Origin of the sequence: Pseudomonas sp. NyZ480 (genome assembly GCF_029537255.1) — a bacterium.
Classification (GTDB): Bacteria; Pseudomonadota; Gammaproteobacteria; order Pseudomonadales; family Pseudomonadaceae; genus Aquipseudomonas; species Aquipseudomonas taiwanensis.
The window spans coordinates 730,964-745,733 of the sequence record NZ_CP120626.1; the positions used below are offsets into that span (position 1 = coordinate 730,964).

Sequence of the window (14,770 nt, forward strand, 5' to 3'; positions counted from 1 at the left end):
TCTTCCTTGAGTGCAGTTTTCATGCTGATGGAATGCAACGAGCGCGCTGAATCAGTCGTACAGCCAAGGCTTCAGCTGGTTCAAGTTGGCGATCACGACCTGCTGCGCTTCTGGCTTGGGGTCCAGGTTCTTGGGGTCGATTTGATAGCGTTGCAGCACATACTTTACCAGCGCTTGCCGGCTCGGGATCTCCAGGCGTCCGTCCTGCATGCCGTAGTCACCCTCGATGATCGCCTTCTGTGCGGCGTCCAGGCGCGGGTCAGGCTCCAGAATCACCGATACCTCGGTGTTCCATACCGTATCGCCTTCGATGCCGTTGCCATTGCCATCGAGTAGGTCAGGATTGCCGCGCATGCGGCTGAGTACGAAGTCGCGGTAAGCACCGTTTTTCTCGCAGTAGGCCCGAACGTGCCATCGCATGCCGGTGTGGATCAGGGTGTGCGGCTCGATCAAGCGAATCTCAGGCTCAGGGTTGGCCAACGAAACGTATTCGACCTCGAGCCGCAACCCTTCCCGGCACGCCCGCAACAGGGGTCGAAGCACCTCCGGCTGAATGCTGCGATCTGGAACTTGCAGCATCAATGTATGCGCATATGCCAGCTTCAGCCCTTCGATGTGCGGCGCCCGTTCATTGTTCTGCGCAAGCATGTCGAGGTAGGCGCTGGCGCTGAGGTCGATGAAGCGTGGTTTGAAGTGCGACGTAGGTACGTAGCCTTTGATCCGCTTGTCATATGTCAAGTTTCTTGACGCATGCTCGCTGATGTAAGTGTTGATGTCTTTAGACGCTTGCTGGCGGCTGATGCCAAAGCTCTGCATCAGGTGGCCCGTGGTCAGCCGGCCTTCCCACCAGGCAACTGTCTCGATTAAACGATAGCGAAGTGCCAGGTCCCAGCGTACCTGTTCGATGGATTGCTTGCGTTTCATACCCTCTCCATGTGCGCGATTACTTTACCTGTATAAGTCTACATTCTAGACGTGTAATTTTGAACTACATATCTTTGATTTGTCTTCGGAATACATCGGGGCAGCAAAGGATATGAGCATGACGATGCCGGAAGTAGTTGCTACAGGGGCCTTGGTGGCGATGGGGATCATCCTGCTGGTGCTAATTCAGCAGGCTTTGAAGCTCGGTGAGCTTGGGAAAAAGGTCGAGCACTGCCAGAGGGACCTGCGCTGGCTACAGATTTGGGAAATGGAAAACCGCGAGCTGCGGTCGGCGTTGCGCGCAGAGCGGGAGCATGTTGCGCAGTTGCAGCGCAAGCTGGTGATTTTGCAGGACCTAGCTTCTGGTGAAGGGTGTTGAGGGACGATATGAACAGAATTGAACGGATCAGCGGCTGCCTGCTGGGGGGAGCCGTCGGAGATGCGCTGGGCTCTCCCGTGGAGTTGCTTGAGTGGCCTGTGATTGAGGCTAGGTTCGGTGCGCAGGGCATCAGTGATTTTGCCCAGGCTTACGGCATCACCGGTGCCATCAGCGACGCTACGCAGATGATGCTGTTTACCGCTGAAGGCTTGCTGCGGGCTTTTGTGCTTGGCAGTTCGCGGCAGCCATGCCATGTGCCCAGCGTAATTCACCACGCGTTGCTACGCTGGCTGACGACCCAGGATCATCCCTCGGTGATACCGGTCGTAACGGATGGCTGGCTGATCGAGCATATGGCGCTCTGGTCGCGTCGTGCCCCGGACACCACCAGCCTGAATGCCCTCAAGGCCAGCGGCCGGTTGGGTGCGGTCGCCGAAAACTACAGCAAAGGCTGCGGTGCTTTGGTACGCGTTGCACCATGCGCATTCTTCGCCAACGCATTCGACTACGCAGCGCAGTCCGGGCGCCTGACGCACGGGCACCCGACGGCCTACTTGGCGGCAGGGCTGTTCGCCGACCTGCTTCAGCGTGTTGTAGATCGGCAAGCCAGCTTGGAGCACGCTGTGACGCAAACTTTGGCCCGGTACGGGAAAGTCCCTGGGATGAAAGATATCTGTGGCCTTGTCGAGCGTGTGCTGTTCTTCTTTTACGAGGGCTATGCACCGACCCCGCATCGCATTGGTAATTTTGTCGATGGCTGGGCTGCCGAGCAGGTGCTGGCGATTGGGCTGTGGTGCGCGCTGACGGCGCCCTCGTTCGAAGAAGGGGTGATCATGGCGGTGAATCACAGTGGTGACAGCGCCAGCACGGGGCTTGTAGTCGGGCACTTGCTGGGGGCGCTGCATGGTGCTGGCGGCATTCCGGCCCGCTGGCTCGAACGCCTGGAACTGCGCCAGGTGATTGCGCAGGTTGCCGAAGACATTGAGCGCGTTCCGCTTGACTACTGTGGGATTGGCGGCGCGTTCGATCAGCAGATCGAGCTGGCTTATCCCGGTAGTTGAATGTGGTTGATGCAACGAGTTTGTACAGGGACCAAGGAGCTTAAACATGCCCATCAAACCCAGGCCCTTCACTGTTGAATGTGAAGGTTGCGGTTGGACGAAAACAGTGGCGCCGCGAAGTGATGCGTTGGCGCCGGGGGAGTGGGTCGACCATTGCCCGAAGTGTAGGGGCAAGGAATTGAAGGTGCGCGCTGCTGGGTGGTTGGCCGGAACGGTGGCGGAGTTGCTGACGCGGCGGCGGTTTTAGAGCATGGGCGGGCAAATCAATCAATAAGGAGAATGCAGCCATGAAGAATATCTTTGCCGTTGTTGGGTTTATCGTGATCGTTACCAAGGGGTACGAGTTGTATCGCGAATATAGTGAGATGAAGCGTGAGAAGGCGGCGCGGGAGGCCGGTGGCGGCTCGGTGTGACGTATGTCCAACGAGGCTGGTAGTCGAAGCAGGTGCTGGTCGAGCTGGAGTCAAAAAACAGTGATATCATATAGCCTTCATTGGCGTCGTTCAGGCTTCGAGGGTTTTACCGTGATGGACCAAATTTCTGATGCTGATCTGAAGGCCCTGCAGAATGCAAAAAATCTTCTGGAGAATCCTGGCGTTGCAGTGAAGGTTACTAACCTGATAGGTGCCCCAATCGAAAAGGGCTTTGAGTTGCTGCCCGAGGATTGGAACAAAAATATCGGAGATGTTGTAAAGACGGCTTTGCTCAAAGCGTCGGATATGGCCACCTTCACGATGAAAGATATTCCGGGTGAAGAGTCCTCAAATATTTGGCATAAGCTTGGAGTAGCAATCACCGGCGGAATCGGAGGTTTTTTTGGATTGCCAGCTCTGGCAGTCGAACTTCCGATCTCTACCTCAATCATGTTGCGATCTATCGCTGACATAGCAAGAAGCGAAGGCGAGTCAATATCTGACGCTGACACTAAACAGGCTTGTCTGACCGTATTCGCGCTCGGCGGTGAAAGTGTTGATGATGATTGCGCTGAAAGTACTTATTATGCGGTGAGGACAGCCCTCGCTAAGTCAGTTGCGACTGCTTCTGAATTTCTTGTTAATAAAAAGCTTACCGAGGAGAGCGCCCCTGTTCTGGTGAGGCTGATAGCTGCAATTGCAGAACGGTTCAGTATTCAAATCACTGAGAAGGTTGCGGCGCAAGCAGTTCCGGCAATTGGTGCGGCAGGAGGTGCGTTTATAAATACTATATTTATGGATCACTTCCAGGACATGGCAAAAGGGCACTTCACCGTCAGGCGTCTGGAGAGAAAATATGGTGATGAGCTAGTGCGGTCAGTTTACGACGGGCTTCCAAAGCTCGGATAAGTCTAAAGGCTGCAACCTAGGCGGCCTTTATACAGAATGTATCGCAAAAATTTGTCAATTAAATTGTGTAGGGCTCTGCAGGGTGAGGACTGTCAAGTGAAACACTTTTACGAGGCCTCTTCATTGCTCGGAGTGCGATTTCAATAAATCTTGAGCGTTTCATCACCCTCTAGCGGGAAGCCGCGAGCTGCAGCCGGCATTGAGTAGGATAAAAGGGGACAAGATTTATATCTTGCGTTCCGGTATTCAGTCAACACCGGAACGTGGGTAGGCATGGGGCAGGATCAATTCAGCTTGGCTACCGTCGCGGCATCCTTGCTTAATACAGGAGCGGCTACATGCACCTTGGCCTCGGACAACGCAATACAGCGATGTGCGTAGCTGTCGATCTCTTTCAAAGCGATATTTCGGTAGCTAGCGGGACAGATCAACAGCGTATTGCCGAAGCGGAACTGACGGAACGCCCTGACGCTGTACAAACCATTCGGTCCCTCGTAGCTTTCCATTTGCCACGGGGCGCTACTGAATACCTCCTTTGGATATCCGGGCAGTTGAATGCACCGATGGCAATACATCAGCGAAGGGACCAAGGAGCTTTAGAATGCCCATCAAACCCAGGCCCTTCACCTTTGAATGTGAAGGATGCGGTTGGACAAAGACAGTGGCACCGCAAAGTGATGCGCTGATGCCCAGCGAGTGGTTTGACCAGTGCCCGAGGTGCGGGAGCAAGGCACTGAAGATGCGCACCGCAGGGTGGCTTGAAGGGGCGTTGGCGGAGTTGCTGGCGCGGCGGCGATTTTGAGCGCACAGGCCAGGGTTCAGCGCCCAGGCCTGCAACGGCCTGCCAGCAGGCAGGCCTGGGTTTGTAACACGCTGTGTGCCGGCGTTTACCGGCGTATTCGAGTGCGAAGGAAGTCATCAGACTCGACAGAGGTTCTGGTGCGAACGAGTTCGCAAACCTCTAGGGCTTAGCCCATCAGCATGGGGATGCGAAGCCTCCCCATGCTGATGGGCTTAGCCGGAGAAACCAAAATCGAGGCGAGTTGGCGACTGTCGCCATCCGCTCATCCGTGAGGACATAGTCCTTGTCTTTGGGCTTGACCGCCTTGAGCTGGCGGTCGGAGAGGCGAGCTGTTTGAGCGCACATGGGAGAGCTCCATGACACCTTTTGGTATTCCCAAGATTAGCCCCAGGTAGGCTGGAATACCACCGGGAATACCGGGGTGGCTGGAACTCAAAAAACCGTTGTGGCCCTCAAAAGAGCAGTAAGCCCTTGATTTCACTGACTTCCAGGCACAAAAAAAGACGTCCGTGGACGTCTTTGATTGATCATTTGGTGGAGCCGGGGGGATTTGAACCCCCGTCCGCCAGTACTCCGCTGTCGGTACTACATGCTTAGCCGTGTCTACTGAGTTAATCCGCAGCCGCCCGACGGGCAGGGTGCTTTGGACGAGTTGGGTAAGTTTTAGTCGCTTTGCCCCCAACGTGCTACACGACGATCCTGTTCTGTATGACAATCATTTCGGGTTTACAGGCATCCCCTGATGATTGCTGGAGCCGAAGCTACCAGGAGAGCGGGCTCAGCTGCTTACGCAGCGAGAGCGTAGCCCTCGTAGTTTTCGTCATTGGCAACTATAGAAAGTTGCAACAGTGGATTTACGAGTTCTGTTACCAACTCGGCATGCACCTAGAGTTTCGCTACCGGCGTCGAATCCTGATCGGCCCCACGCTACAGCTCTCTAGCTGGCTTACCTTTCGGTACGCACGATGGAGTATACGCGTTTGCGCGGGCGACGTCGACTGTCCGTCCTGTCGCCCGCTCCTTGGGGTCACGCTCCGCTCGGGGAGCCACTGCTCTTGTCGGTTTTCTCCAGACGCTCAAGCACTTTGGTGGTGATGGCGATGCACTCTTTGGTATCGCCTGAGGCTTGTGCTGCCTTGGCTTTGTCGACGTGCTCGGTGATGGCTTTGTCCAGGCCTTCGGAGGTGGCGCCAGCGGTGGCCATGCTGTCGTCGATTTTCTGCAGGTTGGCCGTGCAAAGGTCTTCGGCGGCGAACGCTGGGGCAGCCAGGAGGGTGGCCGCGGCGAAGAGGGCGGAAAGCGCAGTACCTTTCATGGGTGTCTCCTTTGAGGGCCTCTGGAAGGTGGGCCTGTTAGGTGGACTGTGGGGAGGTGCCGAGGGTTCAATCGGGGTGGTGGGGGTGGGGAGGGCTTGGGGTTGTTAGGGGGGGATTGGGCGCGGCGCATCGTGAGCAAGGCTCGCTCCTACACTGGTTGGGGGCCGTTTTTGCCGATGCGATATGCGTGCGAGCGCTTGGGTGCCTAGCGCGATACCGGGTCGTACATACCAGGCGGTCGCGCGGATCTGTCACTGGCGTTATTGGCCCGAAACAGACGTAGGGAGCCAACTGTCTTTGCGCTTACGCCCGACCAACGCACCTATTAGGGCGTGCAGGCGCTAATTCTGCCTCCAGGGTACACGTTCGAACTGGCTGATCACCCCCAAGGCATCGCCCATGGGGGCCTGGGAGATCGAGCGCCGCCTGCGCGGCGCATCGCGAGCAAGGCTCGCGCCTACGATTCCTGCGGGATTCGCGCGCGAACGCCTGGGTGCATGGCACCATATCGTGTCGTACAAACCAGGCGGTCGCGCGCATCTGTCACTGCCGTGACTGGCCCGAAACACACGTAGGCGCGAGCCTTGCTCGCGATGCGCCGCGCGGGCGGCACTCGATCTCCCACCCCCTGAACACCTCAAGGCGATCACCTCTCGAGACCACCCCCCCCCTCAACTCAGCCCCCCCGAGGCCGCGTCACGCGGTCCACCAGGTACACCAGCCCGTGGTAGTCGATACCGCTATGACTGGACAACCCAATCTCACAGGTACGACTCGTAGAAATGCCCTCACTGCAATACTGCACCGCATCCTTCAAGCTGCGCAGCGAATGCGCATTGAGCTCAGGCGTGGTGAAGCCCTTGTCACCGGCAAAGCCGCAGCAGTGAATCCCTTCCGGGATCACCACCTGATTGCTGCAACGCCGCGCCAGGTCGATCAGGGCCTGGCTCTCGCCCAGGTGCTGGGTGCTGCAGGTCACATGCACGGCCACCGGCTCGTCCTGAGGGGTGAACTCCAGCTTGTCGAGCAGGTGAGTGCGGATAAAGCGCACCGGGTCGTACAGGTCCAGGCGGGTTTCACCCAGGTCCTGCACCAGGCGCAGGGTGCAGGGGCTGGTGTCGCAATAGATCGGGTCGAGGCCGCCACGGCTGGCATGCAGCAGGGCGTTGATCAGCTCCTGGCGCTTGTGCTCCGCTTGCTCGGGATAACCTTTCGAGGCGAACGGCTGGCCGCAGCACAGGCTGTCGGCGTTCTCCGGGAACACCACCTGGTAACCTGCCTTTTCCAGCAGGGCGCGGGTCTTGTCGAGCAGTGAACTTTGCTCGCGGTCGGCATAAGCCGGGCCCATCACCCGCGAGACGCAGGCAGCCAGGTACACCACGCGTGGTCGGGCGTTGTTGCTGGCCGTGCCGAAATCCAGCGGGCGCAGCGGCTGGGGCATCGCCGGCGTCCACTGTGGCAAGCGGCCTTTACTGGCTTTGCTCAGGCTGGCGCTCAGGCGGCCCAGGCGGGGTGCGCCGAGCAGCTTGCGGGCGGTGTTGGCGGCGGTCAGGGTCAGGCGGGCACCGCCCAGCGCGGTGCCGAAGTGGTCGGCCAGCCAATCGGCGGTCTTGCCATGCTCGGCGGCCTGGCTGCGCAATTTCTTCACCAGTTCGCCGGTGTTGATGCCCACCGGGCAGCGCTGGGCGCACAGGCCGGTGGCAGCACAGGTGTCGATGCCTTGGTATTGGTAGGTCTGCAGCAGTTCGCGGGTGTCGATGCCGGCGCGTTTCTTGGCCTGGATGTCGCGCCACATGACGATGCGTTGGCGTGGGCTGAGGGTAAGGCCCTTGGACGGGCACACGGGCTCGCAGAAGCCGCACTCGATGCACTTGTCGACGATCTCGTCGGCCGCCGGCAGGGGCTTGAGGTGCTTGAGGTGGATGTCCGGGTCTTCGCTCAGCACCACGTCCGGGTTGAGGATGCCGTTGGGGTCGAGCAGGCGCTTGAGCGTCCACATCAGCTGATAGGCATCATGGCCCCACTCCAATTCGACGAACGGCGCCATGTTGCGGCCGGTGCCGTGTTCGGCCTTGAGCGAACCGCCGAACTCCACCGCCACCAGTTGCGCCACGTCATCCATGAAGGCTTGGTAGCGCGCCACTTCCTCGGCGCTGTTGAAGCCTTGGGTGAAGACGAAGTGCAGGTTGCCCTCCAGCGCATGGCCGAAAATGATCGCTTCGTCGTAGCGGTGCTTGTCGAACAGCTGGATCAGCCGGTTGACGCCTTCGGCCAGTTGCTCGATGGGGAAGGTCACGTCTTCGATGATCACGGTGGTGCCGGTCTGGCGCACAGCGCCGACAGCGGGGAAGGTGTCCTTGCGGATTTTCCACAGCTGGTTGTACACCGCGGGGTCTTCGCTGAAGTCGACTTGCTGCTCCAGCGGGAACTCGGCGATGGAGGTCATTACCTGCTGCAGTTGTTCGTGCAGCAGGCTCCGGCTGGCGGCGCGGGACTCGATCAGCAGGGCGCAGGCGTGGTCCGACAGGCCTTTTACCCACAGCGGCATGCCGGGCATGTCCTGCACTGAACGCAGGCTGCGGCGGTCGAGCAGTTCGACGGCGGAAACCGGCTGGCGCTTGAGCACGGTCACGGCGCGGCAGCAGCTTTCCACGCTGGGGAACACCAGCAGGGCGCTGGCTTTGTGCGGGTGGTCCGGCACGGTGTCGTAGGTGACGGCGCTGATGAAGCCCAGGGTGCCTTCGGAACCGACCAGCAGGTGCTGCAGGATATCCAGCGGTTTGTCGTAGTCCACCAGGGCGTTCAGCGACAGACCGGTGGTGTTCTTGAGCCGGTACTTGTGGCGGATGCGGTCGGCCAGTTCGGTGTTGGCGCGGGTTTCCCGACCGAGGCGGGCCAGGGCTTCGAGCAGGCTGGCGTGGCTGTGCTCGAAGGCTGCGACGCTGGCGGGGTCCTCGCTGTCCAGGCGCGTGCCATCGGCCAGCACCAGGCGCATGCCGGCCAGGGTGTGGTAAGTGTTCTGGGCCGTGCCGCAGCACATGCCGCTGGCGTTGTTGGCGACGATGCCGCCGATCTTGCAGGCATTGATCGAGGCCGGGTCGGGGCCGATCTTGCGGCCAAAGGGGGCCAGCCAGGCGTTGGCCTGGGCACCGATGACGCCGGGCTGCAGGCGGATCTGCTCGCCCTGGCCACGGATTTCGCGGCCGTTCCAGTTGTCGCCCAGGACGATCAGCACCGAGTCGCTGATGGCCTGGCCAGACAAGCTGGTGCCAGCCGCGCGGAAGGTGACCGGCACGCGTTCGCGCTGGGCCAGGTGGAGCAGGCCGACCACTTCGTCCTCGGACTCGACGCGCACGACCAGTTTGGGAATCAACCGGTAAAAGCTGGCGTCCGTGCCGAAGGCCAGGGTCGAGGTCGGGTCGTCGAAACGGCGTTCGGCGGGGATCAGGCGCTCGGCATCACGCAGGAACGCGGCGGGCAGGCTCATGCAGTCTCCTCGCGGGGCCGGGCGTCTGTCGCGCCGCGTGCCCCGGGTTTATCAGGCAGTCAGGCGGGGATGGCTTCGTGGGAGCGGCTCAGCGCGCCCAGTTCGCGAACCAGCGAATCGCGGGTGATTTCGCTGATCGACTTGGCACCGGTCAGCACCATCGCCACGCGCATTTCCTTCTCGAACAGTTCGAGCAGGTTCTTCACCCCAGCCTGGCCGTGGACGGCGAGGGCATAGAGGAAGGCGCGGCCGATCAGGACGGTGTCGGCACCCAGGGCGATCATGCGCACCACGTCCAGGCCACTGCGAATGCCGGAGTCGGCGAGAATCTTCAGGTCGCCTTTCACCGCGTCGGCAATCGCCGGCAGGGCGCGGGCGCTGGACAGCACGCCGTCGAGCTGGCGGCCGCCGTGGTTGGACACCACGATGCCGTCGGCGCCGAACTTGACGGCGTCGCGGGCGTCGTCGGCGTCGAGGATGCCCTTGATGATCATCGGGCCGTCCCAGAATTCACGAATCCATTCCAGGTCTTTCCACGAGATCGACGGGTCGAAGTTGTTGCCCAGCCAGCCGATGTAGTCGGCCAGGCCGGTGGGGTTGCCCCGGTACTTGGAGATGTTGCCCAGGTCGTGCGGGCGGCCCATCACGCCAACGTCCCACGCCCATTCAGGGTGGGTCATGGCTTGCAGCACGCGGCGCAGCGGGCCGTTCTTGCCGCTCATGCCGGAGTGGGCATCGCGGTAGCGGGCACCCGGCACTGGCATGTCGACGGTGAACACCAGCGTCTTCACGCCGGCGGCCTTGGCGCGCTCCAGGGCGTTGCGCATGAAGCCGCGGTCTTTGAGGACATACAGCTGGAACCACATGGGCCGGTCGATGGCCGGAGCCACTTCTTCGATCGGGCACACCGACACCGTGGACAGGGTGAACGGAATGCCATGGGCAGCGGCTGCGCGCGCCGCCTGCACTTCACCACGGCGCGCGTACATGCCGGTCAGGCCAACGGGCGCCAGGGCCACGGGCATGCTCAGGGTTTCATCGAACAGCTGGGTCTTCAGGCTCAGCTCGGACATGTTCTTCAGTACGCGCTGGCGCAGGGCGATGCTGGCCAGGTCCGAGACGTTGTGACGCAAGGTGTGCTCGGCGTACGCGCCGCCGTCGGCGTAGTGGAAGAGGAAAGGGGGCAGCTTGCGTTGGGCCGCGGCGCGATAGTCGGTGGAGGCGGAAATGATCATGGATTCTCGCAGCGTGGGTTGAGGAAGTTACCGGGCGCGCCATGGCGCCCGGCCCCTTTCACTTTAGTGATGAACCAGCATGCCGGTCAGCCAGTAAGCCTGGATCAGGGTGATCAGGCCGACGATGGTGGCGAAGAACAGGCTGTGCTTGACGGTGAAGCGGAACAGGTCGGATTCCTTGCCGACCAGGCCGGTCGCGGCGCAGGCCACGGCGATCGACTGCGGCGAGATCATCTTGCCGGTCACGCCGCCGCTGGTGTTGGCAGCCACCAACAGGGTGTCGTTGACCCCGATCTGGTGCGCGGTGGTGGCCTGCAGCGAGCTGAACAGCGCGTTGGACGAGGTGTCGGAACCGGTCAGGAACACGCCCAGCCAGCCGAGGAACGGCGAGAAGAACGGGAACGCAGCGCCAGTACCAGCCAGCACCAGTGCCAGGGTCGACGACATGCCCGAGTAGTTGGTGACGAAGGCGAAGGCCAGCACCATGCCAATCGAGAGAATGGGCCAGCGCAGCTCCCAGAGGGTTTCCTTGAAAGTGGTCAGACCAGTTTTGACGTTGATCTTGAGCACTGCCATGGAGATCAGCGCCGACAGGAAGATCGCGGTGCCGGTGGCGGAGATTGGGTCGAGCTTGAACACGGCCGGCATTGCGGTGGCGGTGGTGACGATCGGCGCGGTCTTGATCACCAGCTGGTCAAGGTGCGGGATGGCGAAGTTGAACACGAAGTTGTACATCGAGCCGCCAGCGGCGAAGGCGGCTTTGAACGGCTTCAGGGTCCAGAGGGTGACCAGCACGGTGAGGATCAGGAACGGCGACCAGGCCTTGAAGATCTCGCCCAGGCTGTAGGGCGAAGGCTGGCTGCCACCGCTGCTGACCACGGCGGCGCCGACACTGCCCTTGGCTTCTGCGAACGAGCGCTTGGGTTGCCACACTTTCAGGAACAGGGTCAGGGCGATCAGGCTGGCCAGTGCCGAGGTGATGTCCGGCAGTTCTGGGCCGATGAAGTTCGAGGTGAAGTACTGGGTGACGGCGAAGCTCAGGCCTGCGACCAGGGCTGCTGGCCAGGTTTCTTTCACGCCGCGCAGGCCGTCCATCATGAACACCAGCCAGAACGGTACGAACAGCGACAGCAGCGGCAGTTGACGACCGGTCATAGCGCCAATGTGGAAGGCGTCGATACCGGTGACCTGGCCCGCAACGATGATCGGGATACCCAGGGCGCCGAAAGCCACGGGCGCGGTGTTGGCGATCAGGCACAGGCCGGCGGCGTACAGCGGGTTGAAGCCCAGGCCGACCAGCAGCGCGGCCGTGATGGCCACCGGTGCGCCGAAGCCGGCCGCGCCTTCGAGGAAGGCACCGAAGCAGAAGCCGATCAGCAGCACCTGCAGGCGCTGGTCATCGGTGATCGACAGCACCGAGCTGCGGATGACTTCGAACTGGCCGCTCTTGACCGTGAGTTTGTAGAGGAACACCGCGGCAACGATGATCCAGGCAATTGGCCAGAGGCCGTAGAGGAAGCCATAACCGGCGGCGGCGAAGGCCATGTCGGCAGGCATCTGGAAGGCGAAGATCGCCACCAGGATCGACAGTGCAAGGGTGATGCTGCCGGCGACGTGGCCTTTGAGGCGGAACACGGCGAGCGCGAGGAAGAAGAACACGATAGGGATGACCGCCGCCAGTGCGGACAGGCCGAGACTACCAAGCGGGGTATAGAGTTGTTGCCAGGTTTGCATATGGGGTGGCCCCTAATTGTTGTTGGTCAGGCACTGGCATTGGATAATTGGTAAGACCAATTTACAATGGCTGGACGCTAGGTTAAAAGCGCTGTCGTGGGTGTGTCAATTTGTCCGAGGCAAAACTTTGGTCGCGTGCCGATGAGTGGCCAGCTGATTGGCTGGCAAAATCCATAGCTGATGGGTGTCTGCGCGGCGCGGATCGGCGAGAATAGACGCCCCCCGAAACAAGCAGGGGGTTCGTGGAGAGCATGTGATGGTTTTTGATCAGGTCCGCCAACGGCGTCTGTCCGACGACATCGTCGATCGGTTGGAAGGGATGATTCTCGAGGGTACCTTGACCTCCGGGCAGCGGCTTCCCGCGGAGCGCGTGCTGGCCGAGCAGTTCGGGGTGTCCCGTCCGTCGCTGCGCGAGGCCATCCAGAAGCTGGTGGCCAAAGGGTTGCTGGTCAGCCGTCAGGGTGGCGGCAACTATGTCGCGCAGAGCCTCGGTTCGACCTTCAGTGACCCTCTGCTCCAGCTGCTCGAGCACAGCGCCGAGGCGCAGCGCGATTTGCTCGAGTTTCGCCATACCCTGGAGGCGTCCTGCGCCTATTACGCGGCGCAGCGTGCCACCGAGCCTGATCGCGTGCGCCTGAAGGCGGCATTCGACACCTTGCAGGACTGCTATACCCGGGTCGATGAAGTCACCCGGGCGGAGGAGGGCGCAGCCGATGCGCGTTTCCACTTGGCCATTGCCGAGGCCAGCCACAATGCGGTGCTGCTGCACACCATCCGTGGGTTGTTCGACCTGCTCAAGCGTAACGTGGTGACCAATATCGGCGGCATGTACCAGCAGCGCTCAGAAACCCGGGACATGCTGATCAGTCAGCACCGGGAGCTGTACCTGGCGATTGTCGAGGGCAGGGCTGACGATGCGCGGGAGGTGTCCAGCCGGCACATTCTGTATGTGCAGGAGGTGCTGGAGGAGGCGCATGAAGAGGCGCAGCGGGTCGCGCGGGCGGAGCGGCGTAGCGGGCGTTGAGTACGCTGGCCCTTTCGCGGGTTTGCCCGCAAAAGGGCCAGCACAGGCCGAAGCGTATTACTCTTCCTTGCCCTTGTTGCGCACCGCACGCTGCAGCTCGCGGTTGGAGTCGCGTTCGCGCATGGTATCGCGCTTGTCGAACTCCTTCTTGCCCTTGCCAAGCGCGATTTCGCACTTGATCAGGTGCTTGCTCCAGTACAGCGACAGCGCCACGCAGGTGTAGCCTTTTTGCGCCACGGAGGCTTCCACGCGCTCGAGCTCGCGCTTGTTCAGCAGCAGCTTGCGGGTGCGGGTGGGGTCGGCGATGACATGCGTGCTGGCGGTGGTCAGCGGGGTGATGTGGCTGCCGAACAGCCATGCCTCGCCATCCTTGAGCAGCACGTAGCTGTCGGTCAGGTGTGCCTTGCCGGCCCGCAGGCTCTTTACTTCCCAACCGGACAGGACCAGTCCGGCCTCGAACTTGTGTTCGATGAAGTAATCGTGTCGCGCCTTCTTGTTTTGCGCGATGGTCCCGGTCGGATGTTTCTTTTGTTTAGCCATAGGGGCGGCATTATAGGCAGTCGCTGCGTCGTCGGCTACGGGATTTCAGTGTGCTTGAGCCAGTGGAATGAATACCGGACAATACGGGCCCTGTCTTTTGCACAGAACCTGTTTTCGGCACGCTGCGAAGCGCCGCCACCCAGCCTTGGAAGTGACGCCTGGATGACTACCCATATTCAACGCTCCGCCCTGCTGCCGTATCCCGCCCAGGCGCTGTACGATCTGGTCAACGACGTAGCCAGCTACCCGAAGTTCCTGCCCTGGTGCTCGGCATCGACCGTGATCGAAGTCAGCGATACGCACATGCGCGCGAAGCTGGAAGTGGCCAAGGGTGGCATGAGCCAGCAGTTTGTAACGAGCAATGTGCTGGTGCCAGGCCAGTCCATCGAGATGAATCTCGAAGAAGGGCCGTTCACCCAGTTGCATGGTGTATGGGTGTTCAAGCCGCTGGGTGAAAAGGCCTGCAAGATCAGCCTGGACCTGTCCTTCGACTATGCCGGGCCTATCGTGCGGGCAACCCTGGGGCCGTTGTTCAACCAGGCGGCGAATACCCTGGTAGATGCGTTCTGCCAGCGCGCCAAGCAGCTCAATGGTTGAGCGCTCGCTGAAAATCGAAGTGGTCTACGCCACGCCCGAGCGCCAGTGGTTGCTTGCCTGCGAAGTGCCCCGTGGTACGACCGTACGCGAGGCGTTGCGTGTTTCGGGGATTGCGGGGCAGGTGGCCGGTCTGGATGTCGAAGGTTGCCCTGTGGGCATTTTCGGCAAGGTGGTCAGTGACCCGGCGGTGCGCGAGGTAGAGGAGGGCGATCGCCTGGAGATCTATCGGCCCCTGCTGGTCGACCCTCTGGAGGCGCGCAAGCAGCGCGCCGCCAAGGCCAGGGCCAAGCGCTAGTCGCCTGGGGTGCACAAAAAAGCCCGGATGCGATCCGGGCTTTTTGTTGTCCGC

General features: G+C 61.0%; 14 protein-coding genes and 1 other RNA gene. 7 read left to right on the forward strand and 8 right to left on the reverse strand.

The features are described from left to right. Nucleotides 1-51: 51 nt before the first annotated feature. Complete coding sequence (locus tag P3R38_RS03255; RefSeq protein WP_277686817.1) at nucleotides 52-924, reverse strand: WYL domain-containing protein; 873 nt, start codon at nucleotides 922-924, stop codon at nucleotides 52-54. Nucleotides 925-1,042: 118 nt separating this feature from the next. Between P3R38_RS03255 and P3R38_RS03260 the strand changes: the two genes are divergently transcribed. The 4 genes from P3R38_RS03260 to P3R38_RS03275 all read left to right on the forward strand — a co-directional run bounded on the left by P3R38_RS03260 (nucleotide 1,043) and on the right by P3R38_RS03275 (nucleotide 3,686). Continuing rightward, nucleotides 1,043-1,303 (forward strand): hypothetical protein, encoded by a 261-nt coding sequence (locus tag P3R38_RS03260; protein WP_144968035.1) that lies wholly within the window; start codon nucleotides 1,043-1,045, stop codon nucleotides 1,301-1,303. Nucleotides 1,304-1,311: 8 nt separating this feature from the next. Then, nucleotides 1,312-2,364: an ADP-ribosylglycohydrolase family protein gene (locus P3R38_RS03265; protein ID WP_277686818.1), complete on the forward strand. Its 1,053-nt coding sequence runs from the start codon at nucleotides 1,312-1,314 to the stop codon at nucleotides 2,362-2,364. Between the two features lie 287 nt (nucleotides 2,365-2,651). Then, a complete protein-coding gene (locus P3R38_RS03270; RefSeq protein WP_256592196.1) occupies nucleotides 2,652-2,777 on the forward strand; it encodes a hypothetical protein in 126 nt (41 codons plus the stop codon). A gap of 114 nt (nucleotides 2,778-2,891) precedes the next feature. Next, nucleotides 2,892-3,686 (forward strand): EcsC family protein, encoded by a 795-nt coding sequence (locus P3R38_RS03275; RefSeq protein ID WP_277686819.1) that lies wholly within the window; start codon nucleotides 2,892-2,894, stop codon nucleotides 3,684-3,686. A 284-nt stretch (nucleotides 3,687-3,970) separates the two neighbouring features. On the opposite strand, the gene P3R38_RS03280 is transcribed toward P3R38_RS03275, so the two are convergent. The 6 genes from P3R38_RS03280 to P3R38_RS03310 all read right to left on the reverse strand — a co-directional run bounded on the left by P3R38_RS03280 (nucleotide 3,971) and on the right by P3R38_RS03310 (nucleotide 12,260). Continuing rightward, nucleotides 3,971-4,192, reverse strand: coding sequence for a hypothetical protein (locus P3R38_RS03280; RefSeq protein WP_277686820.1), 222 nt, complete (start codon nucleotides 4,190-4,192; stop codon nucleotides 3,971-3,973). Between the two features lie 828 nt (nucleotides 4,193-5,020). Further along, nucleotides 5,021-5,412: a transfer-messenger RNA gene (ssrA, locus tag P3R38_RS03290) on the reverse strand. A 103-nt stretch (nucleotides 5,413-5,515) separates the two neighbouring features. Then, complete coding sequence (locus P3R38_RS03295) at nucleotides 5,516-5,803, reverse strand: hypothetical protein (protein WP_023378599.1); 288 nt, start codon at nucleotides 5,801-5,803, stop codon at nucleotides 5,516-5,518. Between the two features lie 677 nt (nucleotides 5,804-6,480). Further along, nucleotides 6,481-9,291, reverse strand: coding sequence for an FAD-binding and (Fe-S)-binding domain-containing protein (locus P3R38_RS03300; protein ID WP_277686821.1), 2,811 nt, complete (start codon nucleotides 9,289-9,291; stop codon nucleotides 6,481-6,483). 59 nt (nucleotides 9,292-9,350) lie between these two features. Then, the gene (gene lldD, locus P3R38_RS03305) at nucleotides 9,351-10,526 is read right to left on the reverse strand and encodes an FMN-dependent L-lactate dehydrogenase LldD (protein WP_023378601.1); all 1,176 of its coding nucleotides are present in this window, start codon (nucleotides 10,524-10,526) and stop codon (nucleotides 9,351-9,353) included. A gap of 63 nt (nucleotides 10,527-10,589) precedes the next feature. After that, nucleotides 10,590-12,260 (reverse strand): lactate permease LctP family transporter, encoded by a 1,671-nt coding sequence (locus P3R38_RS03310; RefSeq protein ID WP_023378602.1) that lies wholly within the window; start codon nucleotides 12,258-12,260, stop codon nucleotides 10,590-10,592. 256 nt (nucleotides 12,261-12,516) lie between these two features. Here P3R38_RS03310 and P3R38_RS03315 point away from each other — a divergent pair, with 256 nt between their 5' ends. After that, complete coding sequence (locus P3R38_RS03315) at nucleotides 12,517-13,284, forward strand: FCD domain-containing protein (protein WP_023378603.1); 768 nt, start codon at nucleotides 12,517-12,519, stop codon at nucleotides 13,282-13,284. A gap of 57 nt (nucleotides 13,285-13,341) precedes the next feature. Here P3R38_RS03315 and smpB read toward each other — a convergent pair whose 3' ends face one another. Next, nucleotides 13,342-13,824 carry an SsrA-binding protein SmpB gene (gene smpB / locus P3R38_RS03320; protein WP_023378604.1) on the reverse strand — a complete coding sequence of 161 codons (483 nt, stop codon included), beginning with the start codon at nucleotides 13,822-13,824 and terminating at the stop codon, nucleotides 13,342-13,344. 162 nt (nucleotides 13,825-13,986) lie between these two features. Between smpB and P3R38_RS03325 the strand changes: the two genes are divergently transcribed. Together P3R38_RS03325 and P3R38_RS03330 are read left to right on the forward strand one after the other, a co-directional pair. Next, nucleotides 13,987-14,421: a type II toxin-antitoxin system RatA family toxin gene (locus P3R38_RS03325; protein ID WP_277686822.1), complete on the forward strand. Its 435-nt coding sequence runs from the start codon at nucleotides 13,987-13,989 to the stop codon at nucleotides 14,419-14,421. After that, nucleotides 14,414-14,716: an RnfH family protein gene (locus P3R38_RS03330; protein ID WP_104882192.1), complete on the forward strand. Its 303-nt coding sequence runs from the start codon at nucleotides 14,414-14,416 to the stop codon at nucleotides 14,714-14,716. The genes P3R38_RS03325 and P3R38_RS03330 overlap by 8 nt, the downstream gene beginning before the upstream one ends. Nucleotides 14,717-14,770: the final 54 nt, after the last annotated feature.

Excerpts from the sequence above, each read along its gene's own strand:
- P3R38_RS03260 (WP_144968035.1), top strand. The coding sequence starts at position 1,043 with ATGACGATGCCGGAAGTAGTTGCTACAGGGGCCTTGGTGGCGATGGGG.
- P3R38_RS03310 (WP_023378602.1), bottom strand. The coding sequence starts at position 12,260 with ATGCAAACCTGGCAACAACTCTATACCCCGCTTGGTAGTCTCGGCCTG.
- P3R38_RS03265 (WP_277686818.1), top strand. The coding sequence starts at position 1,312 with ATGAACAGAATTGAACGGATCAGCGGCTGCCTGCTGGGGGGAGCCGTC.
- lldD (WP_023378601.1), bottom strand. The coding sequence starts at position 10,526 with ATGATCATTTCCGCCTCCACCGACTATCGCGCCGCGGCCCAACGCAAG.
- P3R38_RS03270 (WP_256592196.1), top strand. The coding sequence starts at position 2,652 with ATGAAGAATATCTTTGCCGTTGTTGGGTTTATCGTGATCGTTACCAAG.
- P3R38_RS03295 (WP_023378599.1), bottom strand. The coding sequence starts at position 5,803 with ATGAAAGGTACTGCGCTTTCCGCCCTCTTCGCCGCGGCCACCCTCCTG.
- P3R38_RS03275 (WP_277686819.1), top strand. The coding sequence starts at position 2,892 with ATGGACCAAATTTCTGATGCTGATCTGAAGGCCCTGCAGAATGCAAAA.
- P3R38_RS03280 (WP_277686820.1), bottom strand. The coding sequence starts at position 4,192 with ATGGAAAGCTACGAGGGACCGAATGGTTTGTACAGCGTCAGGGCGTTC.
- P3R38_RS03330 (WP_104882192.1), top strand. The coding sequence starts at position 14,414 with ATGGTTGAGCGCTCGCTGAAAATCGAAGTGGTCTACGCCACGCCCGAG.
- P3R38_RS03325 (WP_277686822.1), top strand. The coding sequence starts at position 13,987 with ATGACTACCCATATTCAACGCTCCGCCCTGCTGCCGTATCCCGCCCAG.
- P3R38_RS03315 (WP_023378603.1), top strand. The coding sequence starts at position 12,517 with ATGGTTTTTGATCAGGTCCGCCAACGGCGTCTGTCCGACGACATCGTC.
- P3R38_RS03255 (WP_277686817.1), bottom strand. The coding sequence starts at position 924 with ATGAAACGCAAGCAATCCATCGAACAGGTACGCTGGGACCTGGCACTT.
- smpB (WP_023378604.1), bottom strand. The coding sequence starts at position 13,824 with ATGGCTAAACAAAAGAAACATCCGACCGGGACCATCGCGCAAAACAAG.
- P3R38_RS03300 (WP_277686821.1), bottom strand. The coding sequence starts at position 9,291 with ATGAGCCTGCCCGCCGCGTTCCTGCGTGATGCCGAGCGCCTGATCCCC.